This is a genomic window from Dyadobacter sp. CY323 (genome assembly GCF_021390245.1).
Classification (GTDB): Bacteria; Bacteroidota; Bacteroidia; order Cytophagales; family Spirosomataceae; genus Dyadobacter.
Genome location: NZ_JAJUXH010000018.1, coordinates 113,224 through 136,203, shown reverse-complemented (window position 1 = coordinate 136,203; position 22,980 = coordinate 113,224). Strand labels below are relative to the sequence as shown.

Genomic DNA, 22,980 nt, shown 5'->3' with positions numbered 1-22,980 from the left:
ACAACATGGAACCATGCGCTGCTGATCATCAATGCAGATAAGCTTTACTTCTTTGTAGATGTGACGCTGTTATTGATGGCATCAAGACCTGTAACGTGGTCTCCGACGTGGTACAGATTCGCTGCGGAATCGTAAATTTTCTCGATAGCCTTCAACCTGGCGCCCGGATCTCTTTCATTCCAAACCTGGCTGAGATTATTTTCCATCATTATGGCTGCTTCCTCGCTCATGTTTTTTTGATTTTTATGGTTAAAAATGTAAAAAGCAACATCCTGAATGGATCAAGATGTTGCTTTCCAATTGTCACTGATTTTCTTGTACGGGAGTCGCTAGAAGCTGCAATTCCCAGGCAAGCGATACTCCGCTTCCTCCGCCATGTTCCAATAGTACACCGGATAATGGACGTGCTGTTTCCATCCGGGCCCAGTTACGTTGCCATTCAGCAGCAACGGCCATCCAGTTAATCGGCACCACTCCGGCCTGAACCATTCGGCGCACAGCCATATCGTGTGCTTCTGCTGTGACGCTTCCACAAGCATCTGTAACCACAAATACATCGTAGCCTTCGCTAAGTGCCTGGATCGCTGGCATAGCAACGCACACCTCTGTCCACAAGCCGCACATAATCAGCTGTTTGCGGCCGCTTTCTTTTACAATATCGGTAACATTAGGGTCCTGCCAGGTATTGATAAAAGTACGGTTGATCGGTTTTTGTTCAGGGAAAACATCCTGGATCTGTTTGATGATGTAGCCGCCGCGTTCTTCAATAACCGTAGTCAGAATGGTGGGTACATTAAACACTTTTGCTGCCTTAGAAAGACCCGTAACATTGTTAATAATGATGGTAGGCTCGTGGCTGTTCAGGTTGGTGAACTGGTAAGGCTGGTGATCGATTAAGACGAGAATGCTGTCCTCAGGACGAAGAAGGGCTTCAAGGCCTGTTTTTACATTTTGCATGGAACTTTGTTTATGTTTTATAAAGGCAAAGTTCCGATACCGCGTAGAAGCAAAAGATGATGTAAGTCGAAAAAAAAGGTAGACTAATGTCTACTGATGGCTAATCTCCTGTTGAAGCTGACTGGATTTTACTGTTGTAAAAGCTGACGTCTGACGCGGCTTAGCGTATCTTTTGTGATACCCAGGTATGACGCGATGATGTGCTGCGGAAATCGTTGTTGTAGTTCGGGATAACAGTCGATAAATTCAGTATAGCGTTTTTGCGCAGTAGAACTTATGGTTGAGGTCAGCCTGCGTTGATTGGCAATATTATTTTTTTCGTCAAGCTGCTGTATCATATCACGAAATGCAGGTATCGTTTTTATCAGCTCTAAGGTGTTAGCTCTGTTAATCAAAAGCATTTCGGTATCCTCCCAGGCATCGATATTGTAAATGCTTGCAGTGAGCATAACCCAGCTTTCGCGGTCTCCCATCCACCAGTCTTCAACTCCTAACCTGACCATATATTCAGTGCCTTTATCATCCACCGAATATTGTCGCATTGCTCCTTTTACTATAAATGCAAAGTTTTTGCACTGGTCGCCAGCTTGTAGGAAATATTGCCTCTTTCGTAACTTGGCTGGAATCAATGCTTTTTCAAGCAAAACCTTATCATCTTCTGAAACCGGCTCAGAACTAAATTTTTCCAGATAGTTAAAAAAAGCCTCGTACATCGTAAAAAGTATTTCAATACGACAAAATAGATACAATGTTACGATATAATCAAATCTTGAAAACGGGACATAGCGGTAGGTTTCCTCAATTTTGTTATAAGAACCGTTGATTCTGTTAGATCTGCTTTTTGAAGGTTGCACAACTTTGCAATACAAAAAAACAGAACAGAATGAAAATTGTAATAACCGGTTCGCTAGGAAATATTGGTAAACCCTTAGCAGAAGAATTAATCCGTAAAAAACATGACCTGACCATCATAAGCAGTAAATCGGCGCGGCGCGAGGCCATTGAAGCTCTGGGTGCAAAAGCAGCCATTGGTACTATACAAGATCCTGATTTTTTGACAGCTACTTTCAAAGAAGCCGACATTGTTTATCTGATGGAAGCTTGGGAAGGTATCGGCAACATCTTTGACAAAGACGCAGATTTCGTTGCTCCTCGCAAGCTGCGATCATTCAAACCTATGGAGGCGACCAGAAAGAGCCGTGGGTGTCTCCCCTGGACATTGCGGCAGTCATTGCAGAAGAAATGGAAAAACCTTTTGAGGGAAGGTCAGTTCATTATCTGGCAAGTGACGAAGTTTCTCCCAATGAAATTGCAACAGTGTTAGGGGAAGCCATTGGTATGCCCAATTTGAAATGGCAGGCGATCCCGCGTGAACAGATGCTGCAACAAATGCTGGATGCAGGTATGAATAAATGGATCGCAAATGGCCTGGTTGAAATGCAGGCTGCGCAACAAAACGGAAGTCTTTACGAAGATTATTATCGCAACAAACCGGCTCTCGGTAAAGTAAAGCTGGCTGATTTTGCAAAAGAATTTGCATTGACTTATCACAATAAATCTAATCAATCATGAAAAAAGTACTGATTACCGGAGCTAACAAAGGTGTTGGCTTTGAAACCGCACGCCAACTTCTCCTGCAAGGATATTATGTATATCTTGGAAGCCGCAGTTTAGAGAATGGCTTGGAAGCAGTCGAAAAGTTGAAAGCAGAAGGCCTTGATAACGTTGAAGCCATACCTTTGGATGTAACAGATGCAGCCTCAGTGCGGGCCGCGCGTGCCACAATTGGTGAGAAAACCCAGGCACTGGATGCTTTGATCAACAACGCAGGGATTAATGGCGGGATGCCGCAATCATCTCTGGAAGCGGATGTCGATCAATACAAAAAGGTTTTTGACACTAATCTGTATGGAGTAGTCCGGGTAACGCAGGCATTTATTGACCTGCTGCGCAAGGCGCCAGAGCCCCGTATTGTGAATGTGTCATCGAGTGGATGCTCTTTGACGCTGCACAGTGACCCATCCTGGAAATATTACGATCACAAAGCTGCGGTGTACACTTCCTCCAAAGCTGCAATGAATATGTACACCATTGATCTGGCCTACCAGTTGCGGGATACGCCATTCAAAGTCAATGCAGTTTGCCCAGGCTTTGTGGCTACTGACTTTAACGGCCACCGGGGAACCGGAACAGTTCAGCAGGGAGGAGCGCGTGTTGCCAAGTACGCAATGATCGATAGCGATGGCCCGACCGGGCAGTTTTTTAGCGAAGAATATAATCCTCAAACAGGTGTAACGCCTTGGTAAGGCATATTTGGTTAAAGTTCAATATCTTTAAGTTATGAAAACAGAAGCTCCTGCTTTGTACAAATTTGAATCATTAACCGACTTTCATCGGGTGTTCGGGCTTCCAAAGCCGTTGCACCCGATGGTAAGTTTTATTGACATCAAAGACATGACGATTAGTCCCGGGGCCTTGCCGCCCTCGATGGTTATGCCTTTTTACAAAATTGCCTATAAGATGAACCTGTGCGGGAAAGCCAAATACGGGCAAAGCTTTTATGACTTTGGTGAAGGCGGCCTGGTATTTACTGCGCCGGGTCAAATTTTTGAAAGCCCGAACGGCACTGCAAGCTCTGGCTACCTGCTTCTTGTTCACCCTGACTTTCTACTTTCTTACCCGCTGGCGGGTACAATCAAGCAATATGGTTTTTTTACCTACGCTGCCAACGAGGCTTTACATCTTTCGGACAAGGAACGCACTGCTATTTTTGCTGTATTCAATATCATCCAGGAAGAGCTTGATGGCAGGATCGATCGTTTCAGTCAGGATGTACTGATTTCCCAGATTGAGCTGCTGCTTAATTATAGCAACCGGTTTTACGGGCGCCAGTTTATTACCAGAAAAGCAGCCAATAATCACCTGCTGCAAATAATAGAGGAAATCTTAGACGACTATTTTAAAAACGGAGCCGCCGCTGAAACCGGCGTTCCAACCGTTCAAATGCTTGCCGACAAACTGAGCATGTCGGCCAGCTACCTTAGCGATATGCTGCGCTCGTTGACAGGGGAAAATGCCCAGCACCATATTCAGGAAAAACTTGTGGAGAAAGCGAAGGAAAGACTTTCAACTTCCAATTTGTCCGTTTCTGAAATCGCCTATGAACTGGGATTTGAGTACCCTCAGTCTTTCAGCCGCCTGTTCAAAACAAAAACAAACCTCTCTCCACTTGCTTTCAGGCAATCTTTTAATTGATTTCTAAATTTTATTGACTGGTCCAGGCTTTTCGTAGTGAAAGTTGACGCTTTGAAGGGTTTTTAATAATAGTAGTCTTTGGTACTTATCTCAGTCATGGAAAGATCATTGTCGAAGTGTTAAGATCGGGATAGCATTCAACAAATTCAGCATAACGCGTTTCAGCAGTGAAACTTATGTTGGTATCTAAAAAGGGCGACCATTTCCCAATTGGTAAAAAGCGATTTTAACGGATGTTTTTTCTGATTCTGCTTAATGATTGTTGTGTAATTCCCAGGTAGGAAGCGATATGAGAAAGAGGTATACGATTGACAAAAAAAGCAGTAGCCGTACTGGAAGATAATTTATGAAGCATGTTAGCCAGCCTCTATCTTACCACAGTAGCATCCAGTTCTATATTCAGCGTGTCGTTCAGGGCAACGACTTGCAGCAGCGTAACGGCCTGTTTCATTTCATGCTTTGCCACGAATTCACGAAATAGGTCAAAACAGTTATTTATAAAATCTTCAAAGTAATGCGCCAAGCAATCTTTAAAGAAATCTATTATCTGAACAGGCGTTTTGTACATGCGAAAGAGAGAAATACTGAGTCGAACACAAATGTTGGGATACTACGGCAGGAATTTGTTTCCGAATCATCGTTGTTGTATCCAAACCGCGGGATAGAAAGTCTAGTCACTTCCTGCTCCTGTGTCGGTATTTGTGATCACCTGTGTTCTGTGAACCATCCCCCAATCTATCATTAAATCAATCACATTTGCAATGTCTTTTCCAGACTTTGTTAACCTGTACTCAATCAGCACGGGTGTCTGATTGTACACCTTGCGCTCGACAATGCTGATCATTTCAAGCTCCTTCAATTCCTTTGACAACATGTTGATAGCGAAATTATCTCCCGGGTTTAGCAGATACTAATAAAAAAACAGCCCGAATGTAAAAAGCGTATATAGCAGACCGACTTGTTACGGTCGGCTATATACGCTACTTGTTTAGTCTTCGATAGTTAGAAAATAGCAAGCCCCAGTGTAGCCTGGAAAAGGTTGCTCTTTTTACCAAATTGTGAAGCGGTTGTAGTATTAGCGAACTGAATCTTCATAATGTCAGTGAAGTTACCTTCATAACGCACATCCAGACTCAATCTGCCAAGGTCAAGGGCAACGCCCGCCTGATAACCGAATGCTAACCGGTTTTTGAATTCAGCTCCTGAATTTCCACCTGTTACGTCATCAAATGAATCACCGATTTTACCATTTTTATTTAATCTGAGCGATGCCATCGGACCCACATTGACGCGGAAGAATTTAGCAATGCGCACCCCGAACAGAACGGGGACATCGAAGTTTGAAAAACGAACATCCACTTTTCCATCGTTCAGCACACCGTCCTCATATACATTGAACTTTCCGCCTTTTTGGGACAACAAAAGCTCTGGCTGGAAATAAAATGTTTTACCAAAGCGGAAGAAAACACCACCTGCGAACCCAAGTGAACGGTTATCGTTGTCCTTGAAATCAAATGCATTACCGCCTGGTGAGAGGCTTAGATCGTTGCTGCCATTGATATTGGATAAGTTAGCGCCTGCTTTAATCCCGAATCGGAAAGCCGGGTCGTACTGGGCATTGCGGCGTAGCTGATTGTGAGCATACACAGGGCAATCATCATGTTTTTCATGTGGATATTGGTTTTAAGTTAATTGTAATTGATAAAAATTTTTAAGGAACGGTGCGAATGGAGCAATTTATCTTATCGGTTCTTAGACCCGAAAGGAGTGCGCTTGATGAGGTAATCCAATGTACTTACATATGAATCTATCTGGCTGCCAAAAGAGCTTCTGGACTTATTGTAATAGGTGCTGCCCTGGTCAGTATAGATATCCAGTGAAACCTTTGTGGCGTAATTGGTGGTGGTGGTTGCGTTATTACTTGTTATGGCCGTTCCGGACGCTAGTTGATGATTATGGCGACGCTGGTTAATTTCAATCACATTTTTCAAATGCTCCAATTCATCCATAATGTTGACGGTGCCATCAATGCGGGTGCTTTTTCCCAAAGCATACCGCATAATGTTGGCCAGCATCAGGATTGAATCCGCAGTTTCTTTATCGAGCTTGATCACCTTTCCATAAATAAAGCTCAATGAGTTAAACAGGAAATGAGGGTTAATCTGGTGCTTTAAGGCTTTCAGTTCCGCTTCTGTCTTATCCTTTTCAAGCATAATGCGCTCTCTGTCTTTGTGGACCCATTCAATTAATAGTGCTACTGAAAAACTTGCAATCAGGACAAATACGTAAGACATGATCAACACCCATCTCATACTATCTTCGGGCAAAGCAGCCGGGGAAGCAGCAGCCATGTCGCGCGCTCGTTCTGCTCTCTCTATCAAAAAGGAAATGTAATCATACGCAAACTTGGCTAGAAAGAACAGTAGCCCGATAATCACAGCGTTGCGAAAAGTACGTTGCTTTCGCATTACCGGGAGTATTAATCCAAAGATCAGAATGTAATGCGTAATGACAGACTCAATTACGAATATCAGGGTGTTGAAAAAAAAGCCCGTCCGGCCAGCAAAAACGCGTGAAGTCTGCGCCGGATTTGTCACGTATGAAAGCAAAAGAAACGAACAGTAAATCACCAAAGAGAATAAGGCTAATAGCGCTAATCGCTTGTAACTTGCTCTTAAAAAGTTTAAAGTCGCTTTTAGCATTGTACTGTCTTTGAGCTTATTTAATCATCCCGAAAGATGTGTTACTTTCCTCTTTCCTAAGAGGTGATACAAAAGTAGGTCAGCAGTCAACGGTGAAAAAATATATTATTTGAACAGGTGTTTTGTAGATGCCAACAGCGAAAACATCTATGGGATTTCGATGACGAATGCTTTTAATTCGGCCATCTTGCCATCCTGAAAACGCCAGACATCGCAATAGGAGTAGTCAATTTTTTTCCCACTTTCGTCCTTCATGCTGATCTTTCCAATAGCTGTAACAAAATCACCTTCGGCGATCAAATGTTCAACGTCGAATTCTGGCGGTTCCACATATGCTATTTTCATATATGCCCGAACGGCATCCTTTCCCTGCAATGTCTGCTCACCGACAAATTCATACTTTAAATCTTCGGTGCAGAAAGACAGAAATCCTTCATTATCTCCTTCTGCCACAGCAGCATTTGCTTTTGATAATATGGCCTTGTTATCTGAATTCATAATGAAATAGAGTTTATATAAAACTTGTTACGACGCTTTTAAATTGGCAGTGTTTCCATAAATTCAAGTATACCGGCCCCGATCAGTTCCGAGTGTGTCTCAAGAGCGAAGTGACCAGTTTCGTAAAATTTCAAAGTCGCATCGGGTAAATCCTTCTTATATGCCTCCGCTCCGGCTGGCAAAAAATATGGATCTCTGTTTCCTCAAACTAACAACAATTTTGGCTGGTATTCCCGGAAGTATTGATGAAATCTTGGATACAGCGCAACATTGGTCCTGTAATCTTTGACCAAATCCAGCTGGATCTCAATATTGCCCGGTCTGTCCAGGAAGTGTTGATCAAGCGAAGCAGATCAGTAATCTGAGTCAGAAACGACAGTTCCGCTTAAAGAAGCCAAGTCAGCCGACAAGCGTGGCAACCTTAAACTATAACCCCATTTTTAACCCAACCGATGCGTAAGGGGAAACAGAGAAGTAGTAGTCATTATTAGAGGCAAACATCCCTTTTAAAGTCCGGTCGCTGTAAGAGGCAGGGCGATACAGATTCAGCCCGACCATAGCAGACATCGACAGACCCGTTTTACCCAATATGATTTCCGGACGAAGCCCCGTCACAATATATTGGTGAGAGAATATCACATCGCGGCCGTCTTTTTCAAGCAACGCCATTTGCCCGTTCATTTCAAAAGCGAGCGCCAGCTTAACCTGCTTACTGAATCCATAAGTCGCCGAAACATCCAGCCCATCAATCAGCTCGGCTTTGAGGTTGAAGTTGCCCTCGCGTTTCCAGTTCAGGTAAACGGCAGGAAATAGCATTGGGTAGCCTAACGAGCTGTTTACGGCTAATCCACCCCCAATGGCCAGGTTGGGTTTCAAGTGGCGGATAAAGACAACACCTGCACTGCCAAGCACATTTTTAAACCTTATTTTGGACAGGTTCGCAGACGGGGTAAATACGCCCACACCCACACTGGCCCGCATAGACCATCTGTCATTCAGTGGCCGCAAATGGTAAATGCCTACTTGAAGATTCATGATTTTTGAAACCATTTCGTCCTCGAAGCTTTTGTTGTTTAGCGATGCATATGCCCCGCTAAGGCCAACTCCCCAGACGGTGGGGCGGTTATTTTCATTCATTTTCGAGGAGAGCGGCATATTAAATGCTCCCTGATAAATGATGGCCGAACCTGTGCCATCACCGATCCTTTCCTTCGGTTTATCGCCGTTGGGAAGAAACCAATAGCCCGAATTTCCAATGAATTCTGTTTTGAAAGTTGCTTGCTGCGCTTCTGCTTTTTTAGATAATAGTGCTACTAATAATGTAGCCACTAATAATGCTCGTTTCATGGTTTTGACCTTGTATTGACGTTTACATTCGTTTTGATTTCCTCAAAAGAACGGTGAATCGTCCAACACAAAAATCGATAAACCATGGAGTTTAGAATCGGCAGGTTAAAATGCAGCCGCAGGGGAATTGAATTATTCAAGGACCCCATCCATCCATTTCAAAAAGTCTGGAACCCGGACGCGGCTTACCAGCACTTCGTGTGGACAAGGGGGTGAAAAAGTAAGTTGCAAACGGGTATTGAAGTACTTTGCAACATTTTCAATGGCTTTTACATTGCCGATGCAATTGCGGGAAACCCTGAAAAACAAACCATTATCGAGTTGCTGTTCCAATTGGTCCAATGTGTAGTTGATGATATGCCGTTTATTGTCGAACGTGTGCAGGAAAACCACGCCGTCTTCGCTGTAAAAGTGGGCGATGTCCTGGGTTTCTATATAATGGTAATTTTCACCTTTGGATATCAGGAAGCGGTTTTTAAGCTTGGTAAATAGGATTTGCTCAAAATCTTTTGAAACAGGTTTATAGGAATTGTTATGGAAGATGTTTTCAAATTTAACGAGTGCCAAATCTAATTCTTTCTCGTCGAAAGGCTTTAAAAGATAATCTATGCTGTTAAACTTAAAGGCTTTAATCGCATGCTCGTCGTAAGCAGTGGTAAAAATAACGGGTGTGGAAACTTCAACATGATTGAATATTTCGAAGCAGTTTCCATCAGCAAGCCGAATGTCCATCAGTATTAAATCGACGGTGTTGGATTTCAGGAATGCAATGGTATCAATGACCGTTTTGGTCCGCTTTTCAAATTGGTAATGAGGGCGTAATTGCGTCATCATGCGTTTTAATTCTTCATACGCAAACCGCTCATCTTCAACTATCAGGTAATTCATGGCTCTATGTAGGGGATTTTGACAATAAATAGACTGCCCGTGTGCTGGACGGCCACTTTTTTGGCATACAATTCATATTGCTTGGAAAGGTATTTCAACCCGATCCCACCTTTGTCCGTATCGCTTGTAGGTTGTATGCTGTTTTCAACGGTAATGTATTCACTGCCAATGGTCAGGCGTATATCCAATGGCGATTCTTCCGTAGCAATATTATGCTTGAATGCATTCTCTAAAAGCAGCTGCAAGGTGAGCGGAATGATTTTACTTTCCTGACGAGAAGCTGTTTTTTCTAAGGTAAAATTGAAAGAGTCCTCAAACCGCATCCGCATCAGAAAAAGGTATGAATCCAATGCGTCCAGTTCTTCGGCAACGGTTACCTGAGGTTGGCGGTTGAGTGAAAGTACATACCGGTATGTTTTTGAAAGTGCCTTCGTGAATTTATTCGCATTTTCGGGATTGATATAAATTAATGACGAAAGAACATTTAATGAATTGAAAAGGAAATGCGGATTGATTTGGGACTTCAATGTTTCATGCTCAAATAACAGCGCTTCACGTTGTGCCTTTTCTGAATCAGCAATCGCTTTTTGCTCAGACTGAAAATAATGGATCAGTTCGAAAACAAGCAGAATAGGGGTGTTGGTAAGCATTGCCAATGCAAATTTTGTAAGGAAAGAAGGCATTCCTTCCTGCGGAACAAGCAATATATTGTAGATCAGGAAATTGAATACCGACAGCAGTATAAAGCAAATGGCGATCAGTCCTGTAAGCTCGGCAATGATCCGGTAAATGATATTTTTTGGGTAGGGTAAATGCTTATTTAGGACGAGCAACAACTGGTAGTCGGCCACACACATTGCGAAGACCACGATGTAATGGGCTGATAATTGAATATGAAAGTTTTTCCATAAATCATCTTCCATCACAATGTTGCTCAAAAGCATTTGGCACAATGCATAGAGTAGCGAGGAGAAGAAAAAGATTAGCGAACGCTTTACATTAGCTCTATCTGTGTGAACCATGATTGAAGGTTGGGCGATTAAGGCTAAAAAGTAGCGTTTTGTCGCCGGATTCATAGCAAATTATCCCTATATTCTGATGGAGTTCACTATTTGAAGCATGAATTGAATTTTCAGTTAAACGATTGCCTAAACTCTAAGGGCGACATTTCGGTTTTATTTATCGTTTACCGCTTTTCGGGTAATAAACTGTCTTTCGTAAAAGCGGTTGCTATATTGTAGCAACAGGTCAATTTGTGCTGTTATAAATGAACAAGATCACCTCTTTTCGAAGTATCGGCCTGTTATCGATGATGGGAATTCGTACTCAACTAGTAAAGAATAAACCATCACGTAAAATCAGGCGGGCCTTGGTTTAGGGTTAAACTACACTCGATCCAGAAGACCATTATGTAAAAAACGACTAGTCTGCACGTAATCTTTCAATTGGATATGCGGTGGCTGCACGGTAAACCTTTGAACCGATGATCATGCAGCAACAGATTACAACGGTCAGAAATGTTCCTATATATGGAGCAGGCCCAGCATCAGGATGATATTTGAAGATAAACTGGAAAATAAACTTGCTGGTAAACAGGTAACCGAGAATCGAACCAACCACAAATGCAATCAACAGGATATGCACGAATCGCCGATTAACTGCCGCAATTATTTGCAGCACCGAAGCACCAAGAACTTTCCTCATGCCAATTTCCTTACTGCGTTTATCGATGTTCAATGAAATTTGTGCAAACAAACCTGACGCTGAGAGGAGTAGTGTAACAATGGCTAGAAAAAATGCAATTGATTTAAAACCTTGCGTCATGCGGAGTTCTTTTTCAATTAAGTCTGATTGCAGGAAGCCCCGGTAAGGTAGGTTGGGAGCCACATTATGCCATTCTGTTTGTAAGAATGCCGCAACTTGCGGTAATTTATCTTTGCTTGTGCGCACCACCATATACTTATATTCATCGGGCTTTGCCATTCGCAACACGCATGGCGGTACCAGATCATGTAAGCCATATTCCTTATAGTCGCTCACAACGCCAACAATCGTATATTTTGTGCTGTCCAGGGTAATTTGCTGGCCCAGTGGCTGACTCAATCCCGACTGTTGCACAAAGGTCTGATTAACTAGTACCGAGGCATCTACATCGGCTTCACCGTCATGGAATTGACGGCCCTGAACCAAAGCTATTCCCATGGTATTAAGATAATCCTGACCACCGACACGTGCGACTTGTGTTTGCAGTTCACCACTCCGTGTTTTTGCTGTCAATGTGTACGTTCCATCTCCAATTTGCTGGGCAGATCCACCTACACTTTTAATCTCAGGATTAGATTGAACCGCCTGGCTTAGAACGCTATACTGCTGTGGGTCGTTGATTTCTACCACCGCTACTTCATTGATCGCATAACCAAAATCAGCTTTCTGTTGAAATTCTGCATTCTGGGTCATAACGACGCCAACTACCAGGGCAAAACAGGATAAACTAAATTGTGCAAGGAGCAGGAAGCGCGTAAAACGGTTCGAGGACCCAAGGGATGTTTTTCCTTTGAGAATACGGACTGGCTGGAACGAACTAACATACAGTGCCGGATATAAACCAGAACAGATAGCGCTGACAGCTGGAACCAGTATCAAAAACAGCCAAAAGCCATAATCTTTTGTCAGGTCCGGCGAAAGATCGATGCCGGTGAATCCAATCAGCGCCGGTGTTAATAAATTAACAAATAACAAACCCAACAAAGACGCAAGAAGGCATAGAATAATGTTCTCAGTTAGAAATTGCCCGATTAATTCGCTTCTCAGGCCTCCGATTACTTTGCGAACACCTATTTCCTTTAACCGGCCGCTGGCAAAAGCTATAGAAACATTTGTAAAATTAAAGCAAGTGATCATTAAGATAAAGATGGACATGATTGCAGGAACAATTACAAGAACGCCGCGGGGATTGGAATTTAGCTGACTTCCATGTACGTATCCTGACATGTCAATATCCGAGCTGATCGCCAACTCAGAAAATGGTTGAAGGGAAAAGCTTTTCAGCCGCCAGTGGGTGTGCTTACTATTATGAAGCGTCACGTAGGGCATTAGATTAGCCGTGATAAGACGAGCAGCTTGCGCATCTATTTCAATGATTCAAAAAACTTTCGATCTGCTGACATTATTGAAACAAAATACCCATTTACTGACGCCTAACTTTCATCTTGTATTTTTGTGCACTCACAAGCACAAAAAAAGCCCCTCAACTTGCGTTGAAGGGCTTTTTGTACCCGCAACGGAACAAATGTCGAACCGGTTGCTCGATGATTTGCAGAAAATCTATGAGCTAAGTTGCTGATAGTAAGTGATATCATATTGGAGCTTTTTTCGTGCGGGAGGCATGTTGACTGTAGAATCGAAGTTTTATTCTTGGACATTGTTTTTTGAGACAACTGCCGACGTCGTTAAAAGTTATCTGTTGAATTTATACAAAACCTGCACCCTGGCACCCCACAAAAGATCTTTGTTGGAAAATTCTGTTTTACGTAATTGAGGACTAACGTAAGGACTTACCCTAAACAGGAACCTGTTTGAGCGATGCTCCAGACCCAGGTATATTGTAATATCGTTAAAAGGCTTTCCGGCTAATTTTGCATTGTATTCTCCTTTATCAAAGGATTGACTGTCTCTCTTATAATTGAAATGGATGTCTTTTAGGGAGTAAACGGAAAGATCGGTTCCTATTCCGAAACGTAGGGCCCAATTCGGACGTATTTCATAATGATACGCAATTGCTAATGGAATTTGAACGAACTGGTAATTTTGTTCAATATTTAATAAATCAGCATTTTGAGCTACGTAGGGCGCATATAGAGTCCGAAAATCCTGGCCGGTATTTTGACCAAACTGCTCGGCAGTGTCATAACTCTTGCCGGTGATTTCTGTCCAGCGGGCGCCGGTTTGAAAACTCCATTTAGGGGTGATCCGCAGCTCCCCAAGAAGTGAGCCTTCCACCTGTCTGTTACCTGCGCCAAGGCTTGCACCCACATAATAATCCATCCGTTTAAGAACCGACTTCATTGATTCTGAGTAATATTTGGGTTTGTCTTTGCTAACAGAAGGTAATTTCTCCGGCGTCTTTAAAACCGGTAGTATTAACTCCGTAAATGAAAGATGAATGTTGCCAATACGGCTATATATTATTGTCTTACCAGCTTTGGGAAAATCGTCTTGATTTGTGTACGCTGCCTTGTAAGCCGGATTACTGTAGTTACCAGTTATTTCGGAAGATCCTTCCTTAACTACGGCATTGTCTGATCTGCTGGTATTTGATTCTGCGCCAGAAGCATTATTCTGAGCAATGGATTTGGCAACCGTACCACCCGTTGTATCCGGTACCATGCCGGATGAATTTGCTGGTCTGTAGTTTGAATTGTTTAATAATTCATCCGTAAGCGGATTATTAATTGGCTGCTGAATTTCGTTTTGAGTACTCTGCCTGGTGTAAAGCAATTCCTGAGAATTTTGAGCTGCAATGGTTTTTTCAATAAATCTGTCAATGTATATGGTGTCGACACGTAGACTTGTTTTTTGAGTAGAATTTAGTTCAATAGAAGTGATTCTGCTTTTTAAAGAATCCAGAGAGGATAAGAGTTTTTTATTGGTTAGATTTTGGACGTAATTGAAGCTTACAGAGCCGACTAATAAAGAAGCGGCCAACCCGTAAATCAAGATTTTGGTCCATGAAAACTGGGGCGTAATATTACCTTTCGAAGAGACATAATTATATATCCGATCGACTTCTTCATCGCTTGGCTCCAGACCCAATAGCTTTTTCCGGAATTCATCGTCAAATTGTTCAGTTTTCATTAAATCCCTTATTAGGCCAGTTATAAAGTTGGTACAAGTGCGGAAAGTTTAGTTTTATCATCGTCTGCAGCTTTCGTCTGGCATCTCTCAGGTTAGATTTTGATGTTCCTTCCTGGATAACAAGCATGCCAGCTATTTCTTTATGTGAATATCCATCAATTACAAACAGTGTGAAAACCATTCTATAAGCCGGTGGCAGGCGTTGAACCATTATCAATATTTCTTGGGCAGATATTTCGCTTAAAATGTCATCACTCCAGTCCGCAACTTCCAGATCATCCAGACTAAGCTGCCCCTGCCATTTAAGATTCTTCCGGTAATAGTCAATAGCCGTATTAATAGCAATTGTTCGAAACCATGCTTTGAAAGGTTGAGCGTTATCGTAGCTGTGTAAATGATTAAACACTTTTAAAAAGCAGTCATTGACAATTTCTTCCGCTTCCTCAAAGTTGGCTGCATATCGAAGCGAAATGCTTTTGGCATATCCTGCAAATTGCCGGATTAGACATCGTTGTGCCTGGGCATTGCCATCCTTACAGGCATCCAAAATGCTTGACAGATCTTTTTCATCAAATAGAGCTTTCCTTCTAAATAGCAATGGTAATCAGATTAGACATCATCTTCTCCTTACGGAAGGTAACATGAAAAGGTGGGGTGTGATTCTATATTTTTTGAGGGATGAAATATTTTCAGCATTCACCCCACCATTTTTCCGGACAACCCGTAATGGCTTTTGAAAACAGTAGTGCAGTCGAAACCAAACCTCATCTTAACGACAACTAGACTCTTACCAAGCGTATAGTTGATACCGTTTGCTTGTGTCTTACCTTCTTTTTTCAGAGGATCTACAAATTCATGAACCGTCTCGTATCTGAGAGGGGCGATTGCTTGTGAGGTAAAATGTAAGTAAAAGAATGCAAGGTATATCACATTCATAAAATAAGCATTAATGGAAGATTTTGAACAACACATAAATAATCTCTTTTGAAAACATTATGAAAAAAACAAGTCAATTAAAACCCCTTAGGTCAAGAAAAAGGCACGTCTTATTTGCGGTAATGATGTTCTGTCCAGTATTCCTTTTTGCACAAGCAAAATATACAATTAGTGGTGTAGTTAAGGATGTTGGCAATGGCGAAACACTCTTGGGCGCAACTGTCCTTTTAAAAGGTACTTCCATTGGAAGCACGACCAATGAATATGGTTTTTATTCTATCACAGCACCCGAAGGTAACTATACCTTAACCACCTCCTATTTAGGATTTACAGCGTCCGAAAGGGCAATAGACCTTCGCGCCAATCAAAAGCTCAACATTGAGCTCAAAGGGGATGACGCTCAATTAGATGAAGTAGTCATCACAGCTGATGAAGCAAAGCAAGTAGACATTGGGACACCACAAATGAGTGTGGCTAGACTCTCAACTAAGGATATCAAACAGATACCTGTAGTTTTGGGCGAGGTAGATTTAATCAAGTCCATTCAATTGCTGCCAGGTGTTACCAATGCCGGAGAAGGCGCATCGGGCTTCAATGTACGCGGTGGTGCAGAAGACCAAAACCTGATTCTTTTAGATGAAGCAATTATTTACAACGCCTCCCATTTGTTTGGCTTCTTCTCAGTATTTAACGCTGATGCCATTAAGGATGTCAAACTTTACAAGGGAGGCATTCCTGCACGTTTTGGAGGGCGAGCTTCTTCGGTACTGGATATACGTCAAAAAGACGGGAATAGTAAAGAATTTGAACTCACTGGCGGTATTGGGGCTATTTCCAGTCGTTTGGCGGCCGAGGGGCCCATGTTTAAAGACAAAGGTTCGTTTCTGATTGCTGGTCGAGCTTCTTATGTAAATATATTTTTAGCCTTGGCCAAGGAGAGCAGTAGGGCCGGATTTTATGATCTGAATCTGAAAACAAATTATGAAATTGATGAGAAGAATAAACTATATCTATCGGGTTATTTAGGGAATGATAACTTTAACCTGGCAGGATTGTTCACTAATTCATATGGAAACCTGTCAGGAAACCTGCGATGGAATCATATTTTCAGTAACAAGTTATTCTCCAATGTGTCCCTAATATACGGTCGATATAATTACAACCTGGAAATTCCCATTGAAGGAATTGATTGGACCTCAGATATAAGCAATTATAATGTGCGCTATGACTTTGGGTATTATGCAAGCGATAAATTGAAGTTTGATTTTGGAGTAAATGGCATTTATTACAACTTTAATCCAGGCAGACTCAACCCGTTAAATGCAACGTCGGGTGTTAATCCAGAGAAATTAGACGACAAATTTGCTTTTGAAGCTGGGGTATATGCAAGTTTAGAACATAAAATTTCCAGAAAACTCACCGCTGAATATGGGATGCGTTTGAGTTACTTTAATCGACTTGGAAAGCAGACCTTAAACAATTACACCAATAATTTACCGGTAATTTACAACAAAGAGCTAGGCATTTATGAGCGCGCCGAACCCATTTCAAGTACCAGTTACGGTCAGGGAAAAAGCATAGCTACATTTAACAATTTAGAGCCTCGGTTTGCGCTTTCATATCAGCTTAACGAGAACTCTTCTTTTAAAGCAAGTTATAACCGAGTTGCTCAATACCTGCACCTAATTTCTAACACCACATCAGCCACGCCAGTAGATGTTTGGGCACCTAGCGGAAAGTTTATCAAGCCGCAAATGGCAGACCAATATGCTGTGGGCTATTTCAGAAATTTAAACGAAAATATGTTTTCGGTCGAAACCGAAGCCTATTACAAAACCATCGACAACAGGATAGATTATATCAACGGTGCGGAACTTATAGCACAAAACACCATTGAAACCGAAATTTTAACCGGTGAAGCCCGAGCTTATGGATTAGAGTTTCTATTGCGGAAAAACCAAGGCGATTTTACAGGATGGGTGGCGTACACGTTGTCAAAATCGCAGCAACGCACACCAGGAGGAGCAGCTGGCGGAGCAGGTATTAACAACGGGAAATGGTATAACTCTAACTGGGACAGAACCCACGACTTTGAGCTTACCGGAAGCTACAAACTCAACGAAAAATGGCGATTTGGGGCAAACATGGTATTTCAGACAGGGCGACCTGTTACCTATCCCAACGGACAGTTTATATATAACGGCTTATCCGTGGCGACTTATTCCGAAAGGAATGCAGACCGATTGCCGGCCTACCACAGACTAGACCTTTCTGCAACCTTAACACCTCGAAAAAATAAAGATAGAAAATGGCAAGGAGAATGGGTATTTGGAATATACAACGCTTATAACCGAAGCAATGCGGCCTCTATTTCTTTTGGTCAAAATCACCAGACAGGTGTATCTGAAGCCACTCGTACTTCCATATTTGGCATTGTCCCATCAGTAACATACAATTTTAATTTTTAAAACAATGAAAAACATAAATATATACGGAATATTAGTGGCACTCCTTCTATTAATAGGGCTTTTAAACTCTTGTACCGATGTCATAGATGTTAATGTCCCAAATGGCGGTGCACGATTGGTGGTTGATGCGTCTATTAAGTGGCAAAAAGGTACTACGGGAAAAACACAAACCATTCATCTAAGACAATCAACTGCTTTTTTTGACAAGAATCCAGATGTCCCTGTTACGGGTGCTTCGGTAACAGTAACCAAAGAGAACGACAGATCGATATTTGTGTTTGCCGACCAGCATAATGGTAGTTACACTGCAACCGATTTTGTTCCGGAATTAAACGCATCGTACACTTTGAAAATCCTTTATAACGGCAACTCCTACACAGCAACCGAGACCTTAATTGCAGCACCTGTTATTAATCGGGTTGAGCAGGCCATTGAAGGTTCTGATGGTGACGAAGAAATTGTGCTTCAGGTATTTTTTGACGATCCCGGAGCTGTTAAAAATTATTATTTAGGCGAATTCACTCCGTCTAATCCACCACTACCGTCTCTTGCAGTTATTAGAGATGAATTTACCGATGGTAATGAAAATTATATAGAGAACGATAATGAAAACAATGTTGCCGGAGTAACAGTAGGAATTAATGTGTATGGTATTTCAAAACGATATTATGACTATTTAAACATATTGATTCAGCAATCCGGAAGTGATGAAGGCGGGCCTTTTCCAACTATCCCTGTACCTTTAAAAGGAAACTGTACTAATGTCAATAATTCCAACGAAGAAGTACTGGGATATTTTAGACTGGGTGAATTTGATACTACATCATATAAGATTAACTAGCAGGCATCCCGAACTGCACTTATTTTTCTAATCATTTTCCGCAGCGCAACCATTTTGGCTACAATAATCTCCACATCCGCTACATGCGCCAGCCTCACGCCGCAGAAATTTGTCTTCCGAAAAATAACAAACGAGACAAATGACAAAGACGATTTTTATTACCGGTGCTTCAACAGGCATCGGAAGGGCTACGGCCAAATTGTTTGCGGCCAAAGGCTGGAAGGTGATCGCAACCATGCGCAAGCCTGAAAATGAAACAGAACTGAATGTGCTGGATAACGTAACCGTGCTGCCGCTCGACGTGAATAGCCTGACGCAGATCCGGCAAACCACGCAGCAGGCGCTGGCTTTGGGCGATATTGATGTGGTATTTAACAATGCGGGTTATGGATTGTTCGGCGCATTGGAAGCGATGACCGACGAGCAGCTGGTACAGCAAATGGAAACAAACTTTTTCGGTGTCGTGCGGGTGACGCAGGCCTTTATTCCGTATTTCCGCGAGCGGAAAGCGGGACTTTTTATCACCACCGGCTCATCGGCCGGACTAATGGCTTTCCCGGTAAGCTCGATGTACGATGCCAGTAAATTTGCGCTGGAAGGCTGGGCGGAAAGCTTGTCTTATGAGCTGAATGAGTTTGGGATTGGCATTAAAACCATTGAACCCGGATTGGTGGCGACGGAAATCGGTGCGAAGTCGGTGTTTGCCATGCACCCGGCTTATGAAAGTTTGACCAACAAATTCACGACGATGCTGGCGCCTGACAAAGCCGCGACGACTTCCGAACAAATTGCCGAAGTGGTGTATGGCGCGGCTACCGATGGTACCGACACTTTAAGATACGTGTGTGGCGACGACGCCAAACAACTTTACGCCCAGCGCCTGGCTGCGGGCGACGAGGCTTTTCGGGATGGGATCAAACAAATGTTAGCCGCTGTTTAAAATCAAACGGTCTGCCGGCGCAGACTGGAACGATTTGCGCCGGCAGACCATTATGTGATTATGAAAAGGGAACATCTCAAACCGCGCGTATACCGCTCCATTGCGGAAATGCAGCGTGCATTCGGCCTGCCGCAACCTTCGCACCCGCTGATCAGCCTGCTCGATTTCAACAAGGTGCGGATCACGGCCGAAATGCTGGCCGATACTTTTGCCATGGATTTTTATAACATTACCTACAACGAATCGGCGGGCTGCCGGATGCGGTACGGGCAAACAACCTACGACTTTCAGGAAGGCGGGCTGTTCTTTTCCTCGCCGGGCCAGCCGCTGACGGGCATTCAAGTCAACGACGCGACGCTGGGTTTTACATTACTTGTTCATCCTGATTTTCTCAGAAACTATCCGCTCGACACTAAAATTAAGCATTATGGCTTTTTCTCTTATTCGGTGACCGAATCGCTGCATTTGTCGGCCAAAGAAAAGTCGATCATCGAGGGCATTGCCAGCAACATTGGCGACGAGCTCGAAACGGCGATCGACGACCTGAGCCAGGATGTGCTGATTTCGCAGCTGGAGCTGATGCTGAATTACAGTCAGCGGTTTTACAAACGCCAGTTTATTACCCGTAAGACGATTAATAATGCATTGCTGGAAAACCTGAACCAATTGCTGAACAATTATTTCGACGATGAAACTGCCCTGCTCAAAGGGCTGCCGAGCGTCCAGTACCTGTCGGACGAGCTGCACGTTTCGCCCCGCTACCTGGGCGACATGCTCCGCGCACTGACCGGCCAGAATACGCAGCAGCACATCCACAACAAGCTTATCGAAAGAGCAAAAGAAGTGCTGACATTCAGTGATCTGACAGTAGGGGAAATCGCCTACCAGCTCGGTTTCGAGCATCCGCAGTCTTTTAGTAAGTTATTTAAATCAAAGACAAACTTTTCCCCCCTCGAATTCAGGGCGAGCTTCAATTGACCCTGACCAGTCATGATTATTAGTACCTATATCACGGCAATTTAATTCTGAAATTATCGTGCAAAAGAGTCCTGAAGCTTATATCGGCGATCTGATTTCAGGCATATAAGGTATGTATTAAAACGAACGTCTTCGCGAACAAGCAGAATGTCCATTTCCGATGCATCTACCATCGTGCTCATAAATCAAAAGAAAGAATTAATAATGTTTTCAACTTTCGTTTTATGTTATTTAATTTGAGTTATTGCTTTCGCGATAACAATAACATTCTGATCGCGGGGGTAAGACATTCTCATCCAGACACCTTTTGAACGATACCAGCAACACATCTTATCAGGTTTCGCACGAGGTGTTGTGGGACAGGTTCCGGGCGGGCGACAAGCAGGCCTTTGGACAACTCGCACTCCATTACTACCAACTGCTATACAATTACGGCCTCAGGCTCAATACTGATGAGGATTTTATTTCTGACTGCATTCAGGAGCTGTTTCTCGAACTTTGGGAGCGGCGCGCTTTCCTGTCAAAAACTGATTTTGTAAAAACGTACCTGCTCCGGGCCCTGCGCAATAAAATCTTCAAAGAAAGCATTCGCCTGAAACGCTTCAAGGAGCCACTGGACGTGCCTTTTGCGGCAGAATCGGATGTTTCAATAGAATCTTACATTGTTTTAAAAGAAGAAGAAACAGCTCAGATCAGGCATTTGAATGCGGTTTTGGATACGCTTCCCAGGCGTCAGCAGGAAATCGTTTACCTGCGTTTTTACCAAAATCTTGAATTTGACGAAATCGCCCGGATCATGGGATTGGCGCGACAGAGCGTGGCCAATCTGCTTCACCGTACACTCAAAAAAATCAAGGATAGTTGGGTAGTCGCCCTGTTTGTGCCTGTTTTCTTATATTTTTTGAACAGGTAATACCTTGTAAACCAGTCAATTATTTTTCAATGTAATTATTTCAAAAAATAATTGAATCGTTGTGGGTATGTAGTGCAGCAAAACGGACTATAGGTTGACTCTAATCGTACAGACGCATTGGGTCATCCAAAAATTTGTCTATTAAAGCAGTTAACAGGCTGCTGCGCCCATGCACAATTACAACGATTATACTATTGAAGATTTAGCCAGGGACGATTATTTCCGGACCTCCATGCTTCATCCCGACAGGGAATCAACCGCATTCTGGCAAGCGTGGATTGCGGCCCGTCCGGACTATCGCGATCGTTACGAAAAGGCGCGTATTATTGTCCTTGCGCTCGACCAGCGTTATAATGCCCAGCTTCCAAAAGAGGAAGTAGCGCACAGGGTCGGACAGATCATTGGCAGGCTGGACGAAATCGGCTCGGCGCCTGCAACCAAAAAGCCTTTCCTTTTCCATTACTGGTGGCGGGTCGCGGCGGTTTTCGTTGCCTCCTTGGGCTTCCTTTTATGGAATTTTCAGGATTCGTCAAAACCACAACTCAGCCAAACTGTTCCCGAGCAAGCTACTCAGGTGTCGAATGCACTTGTTGCCCGGAAAAATGATACGCAGCATAGTCAGACGCTCATTCTCAGTGACAGTAGCATTGTAACCCTTTTTCCGGGAAGTACGCTGCAATTTCCGGAAACATTCGCCGGCGAAAGTCGGAAGGTAACCCTAAGCGGCGATGCTTTTTTTGAGGTATCCCATGGTGCCAAGCCATTCCTGGTGTATGCGGGCGAAACCGTCACGCAAGTATGGGGGACGCGTTTCCGGGTCACAGCATTTCCGAAAGACGATCTTGTTAAAGTCAGCGTAAAGAGCGGGAAGGTATCTGTTCATAAGTCAAGCGAATTTGAGCTTCCGGCGAGTTCAGCGAGTAAGCCCGCGCCCGGTATCATGCTCACCATGCATCAGCAAGCAGTTTTTGACAGAAATGACCTGCTACTAGAAAAATCCCAACTCAAAGACCTGGAAATCATTGCGCAGGATACCGATTCATCCGAGCAGGTTTTTGTAGATACGCCTGTGGCCGAGGTATTCAACAAGCTTGAAAATCTGTACGGAATTGAGATTGCATTCGACGAACACACGTTTGCCAACTGCCGGATCATCACATCATTCCGCGGAGAAACACTCACCGAAAGAATCAACAGCATCTGCGAAGCGATCGACGCGCATTACGAACCGTCGAATGGCGGGATTGTGATTGCGGGAAGCGGATGCCGTTGAGGGACAGCATAAATCTAAAAAACCTGCCTATGACCTAAACCTCTTCCACAAAAAAAGACTGATGGTGTTTGAGCCACCACCAGTCTGCTCCCGTCAACATTTGTACCCTCGTACGCATGCCAATCTTCCA

The 22,980-nt window shown here is 43.3% G+C and carries 24 protein-coding genes and 1 pseudogene; 10 read left to right on the top strand and 15 right to left on the bottom strand.

Annotated elements, in window-relative coordinates; translation table 11 throughout:
* Positions 1-44: 44 nt before the first annotated feature.
* The 3 genes from LZG72_RS22115 to LZG72_RS22105 all read right to left on the bottom strand — a co-directional run bounded on the left by LZG72_RS22115 (position 45) and on the right by LZG72_RS22105 (position 1,670).
* Positions 45-230, bottom strand: coding sequence for a hypothetical protein (locus tag LZG72_RS22115; RefSeq protein ID WP_233877216.1), 186 nt, complete (start codon positions 228-230; stop codon positions 45-47).
* Between the two features lie 73 nt (positions 231-303).
* Positions 304-957 carry a hydrolase gene (locus tag LZG72_RS22110; protein WP_233877214.1) on the bottom strand — a complete coding sequence of 218 codons (654 nt, stop codon included), beginning with the start codon at positions 955-957 and terminating at the stop codon, positions 304-306.
* A gap of 128 nt (positions 958-1,085) precedes the next feature.
* Positions 1,086-1,670, bottom strand: a complete 585-nt coding sequence (locus tag LZG72_RS22105) for a Crp/Fnr family transcriptional regulator (RefSeq protein ID WP_233877212.1) — start codon at positions 1,668-1,670, stop codon at positions 1,086-1,088.
* A gap of 170 nt (positions 1,671-1,840) precedes the next feature.
* Here LZG72_RS22105 and LZG72_RS22100 point away from each other — a divergent pair, with 170 nt between their 5' ends.
* The 4 genes from LZG72_RS22100 to LZG72_RS22085 are packed head-to-tail and all read left to right on the top strand — an operon-like array spanning position 1,841 to position 4,212.
* Positions 1,841-2,281 carry an SDR family oxidoreductase gene (locus LZG72_RS22100; RefSeq protein WP_233877211.1) on the top strand — a complete coding sequence of 147 codons (441 nt, stop codon included), beginning with the start codon at positions 1,841-1,843 and terminating at the stop codon, positions 2,279-2,281.
* Positions 2,200-2,529, top strand: coding sequence for a hypothetical protein (locus LZG72_RS22095; protein ID WP_233877330.1), 330 nt, complete (start codon positions 2,200-2,202; stop codon positions 2,527-2,529). Before LZG72_RS22100 ends, LZG72_RS22095 begins: the two co-directional genes overlap by 82 nt.
* Positions 2,526-3,263, top strand: a complete 738-nt coding sequence (locus LZG72_RS22090; RefSeq protein WP_233877209.1) for an SDR family oxidoreductase — start codon at positions 2,526-2,528, stop codon at positions 3,261-3,263. Before LZG72_RS22095 ends, LZG72_RS22090 begins: the two co-directional genes overlap by 4 nt.
* Positions 3,264-3,297: 34 nt before the next feature.
* A complete protein-coding gene (locus LZG72_RS22085; protein ID WP_233877207.1) occupies positions 3,298-4,212 on the top strand; it encodes an AraC family transcriptional regulator in 915 nt (304 codons plus the stop codon).
* A gap of 226 nt (positions 4,213-4,438) precedes the next feature.
* Here LZG72_RS22085 and LZG72_RS22080 read toward each other — a convergent pair.
* The 12 genes and pseudogenes from LZG72_RS22080 to LZG72_RS22025 all read right to left on the bottom strand — a co-directional run.
* Positions 4,439-4,525 (bottom strand): annotated as a pseudogene (locus tag LZG72_RS22080) (Crp/Fnr family transcriptional regulator); the annotation flags it as partial.
* 357 nt (positions 4,526-4,882) lie between these two features.
* On the bottom strand, positions 4,883-5,086 hold the full coding sequence (locus tag LZG72_RS22075) for a helix-turn-helix domain-containing protein (protein WP_233877205.1): 204 nt from the start codon (positions 5,084-5,086) through the stop codon (positions 4,883-4,885).
* Positions 5,087-5,214: 128 nt separating this feature from the next.
* Entirely contained in the window at positions 5,215-5,859 is a 645-nt protein-coding gene (locus tag LZG72_RS22070) for a porin family protein (protein ID WP_233877203.1), read from the bottom strand.
* Positions 5,860-5,954: 95 nt separating this feature from the next.
* Positions 5,955-6,914, bottom strand: a complete 960-nt coding sequence (locus tag LZG72_RS22065; protein WP_233877201.1) for a histidine kinase — start codon at positions 6,912-6,914, stop codon at positions 5,955-5,957.
* Between the two features lie 147 nt (positions 6,915-7,061).
* On the bottom strand, positions 7,062-7,412 hold the full coding sequence (locus LZG72_RS22060) for a nuclear transport factor 2 family protein (RefSeq protein ID WP_233877199.1): 351 nt from the start codon (positions 7,410-7,412) through the stop codon (positions 7,062-7,064).
* Positions 7,413-7,838: 426 nt separating this feature from the next.
* Complete coding sequence (locus tag LZG72_RS22055) at positions 7,839-8,759, bottom strand: DUF6268 family outer membrane beta-barrel protein (RefSeq protein ID WP_233877197.1); 921 nt, start codon at positions 8,757-8,759, stop codon at positions 7,839-7,841.
* Between the two features lie 132 nt (positions 8,760-8,891).
* Complete coding sequence (locus LZG72_RS22050; protein WP_233877195.1) at positions 8,892-9,647, bottom strand: LytTR family DNA-binding domain-containing protein; 756 nt, start codon at positions 9,645-9,647, stop codon at positions 8,892-8,894.
* Positions 9,644-10,669: a sensor histidine kinase gene (locus tag LZG72_RS22045; RefSeq protein ID WP_233877193.1), complete on the bottom strand. Its 1,026-nt coding sequence runs from the start codon at positions 10,667-10,669 to the stop codon at positions 9,644-9,646. Before LZG72_RS22045 ends, LZG72_RS22050 begins: the two co-directional genes overlap by 4 nt.
* A gap of 400 nt (positions 10,670-11,069) precedes the next feature.
* Complete coding sequence (locus tag LZG72_RS22040; RefSeq protein WP_233877191.1) at positions 11,070-12,740, bottom strand: FtsX-like permease family protein; 1,671 nt, start codon at positions 12,738-12,740, stop codon at positions 11,070-11,072.
* Between the two features lie 363 nt (positions 12,741-13,103).
* Entirely contained in the window at positions 13,104-14,501 is a 1,398-nt protein-coding gene (locus LZG72_RS22035) for a hypothetical protein (protein ID WP_233877189.1), read from the bottom strand.
* Positions 14,491-15,099 carry an RNA polymerase sigma factor gene (locus LZG72_RS22030; protein WP_233877187.1) on the bottom strand — a complete coding sequence of 203 codons (609 nt, stop codon included), beginning with the start codon at positions 15,097-15,099 and terminating at the stop codon, positions 14,491-14,493. The genes LZG72_RS22035 and LZG72_RS22030 overlap by 11 nt, the downstream gene beginning before the upstream one ends.
* A 98-nt stretch (positions 15,100-15,197) precedes the next feature.
* A complete protein-coding gene (locus LZG72_RS22025; RefSeq protein WP_233877185.1) occupies positions 15,198-15,437 on the bottom strand; it encodes a hypothetical protein in 240 nt (79 codons plus the stop codon).
* 59 nt (positions 15,438-15,496) lie between these two features.
* Between LZG72_RS22025 and LZG72_RS22020 the strand changes: the two genes are divergently transcribed.
* The 6 genes from LZG72_RS22020 to LZG72_RS21995 all read left to right on the top strand — a co-directional run bounded on the left by LZG72_RS22020 (position 15,497) and on the right by LZG72_RS21995 (position 22,850).
* Positions 15,497-17,905 carry a TonB-dependent receptor gene (locus tag LZG72_RS22020; RefSeq protein WP_233877183.1) on the top strand — a complete coding sequence of 803 codons (2,409 nt, stop codon included), beginning with the start codon at positions 15,497-15,499 and terminating at the stop codon, positions 17,903-17,905.
* 4 nt (positions 17,906-17,909) lie between these two features.
* Positions 17,910-18,746, top strand: a complete 837-nt coding sequence (locus tag LZG72_RS22015; protein ID WP_233877181.1) for a DUF4249 family protein — start codon at positions 17,910-17,912, stop codon at positions 18,744-18,746.
* A 139-nt stretch (positions 18,747-18,885) separates the two neighbouring features.
* Positions 18,886-19,686 (top strand): SDR family oxidoreductase, encoded by an 801-nt coding sequence (locus LZG72_RS22010; protein WP_233877179.1) that lies wholly within the window; start codon positions 18,886-18,888, stop codon positions 19,684-19,686.
* A gap of 60 nt (positions 19,687-19,746) precedes the next feature.
* Positions 19,747-20,664 carry an AraC family transcriptional regulator gene (locus LZG72_RS22005; RefSeq protein ID WP_233877177.1) on the top strand — a complete coding sequence of 306 codons (918 nt, stop codon included), beginning with the start codon at positions 19,747-19,749 and terminating at the stop codon, positions 20,662-20,664.
* Between the two features lie 307 nt (positions 20,665-20,971).
* A complete protein-coding gene (locus LZG72_RS22000) occupies positions 20,972-21,577 on the top strand; it encodes an RNA polymerase sigma factor (protein WP_233877175.1) in 606 nt (201 codons plus the stop codon).
* A gap of 169 nt (positions 21,578-21,746) precedes the next feature.
* Positions 21,747-22,850: a FecR family protein gene (locus LZG72_RS21995; protein WP_233877173.1), complete on the top strand. Its 1,104-nt coding sequence runs from the start codon at positions 21,747-21,749 to the stop codon at positions 22,848-22,850.
* Positions 22,851-22,980: the final 130 nt, after the last annotated feature.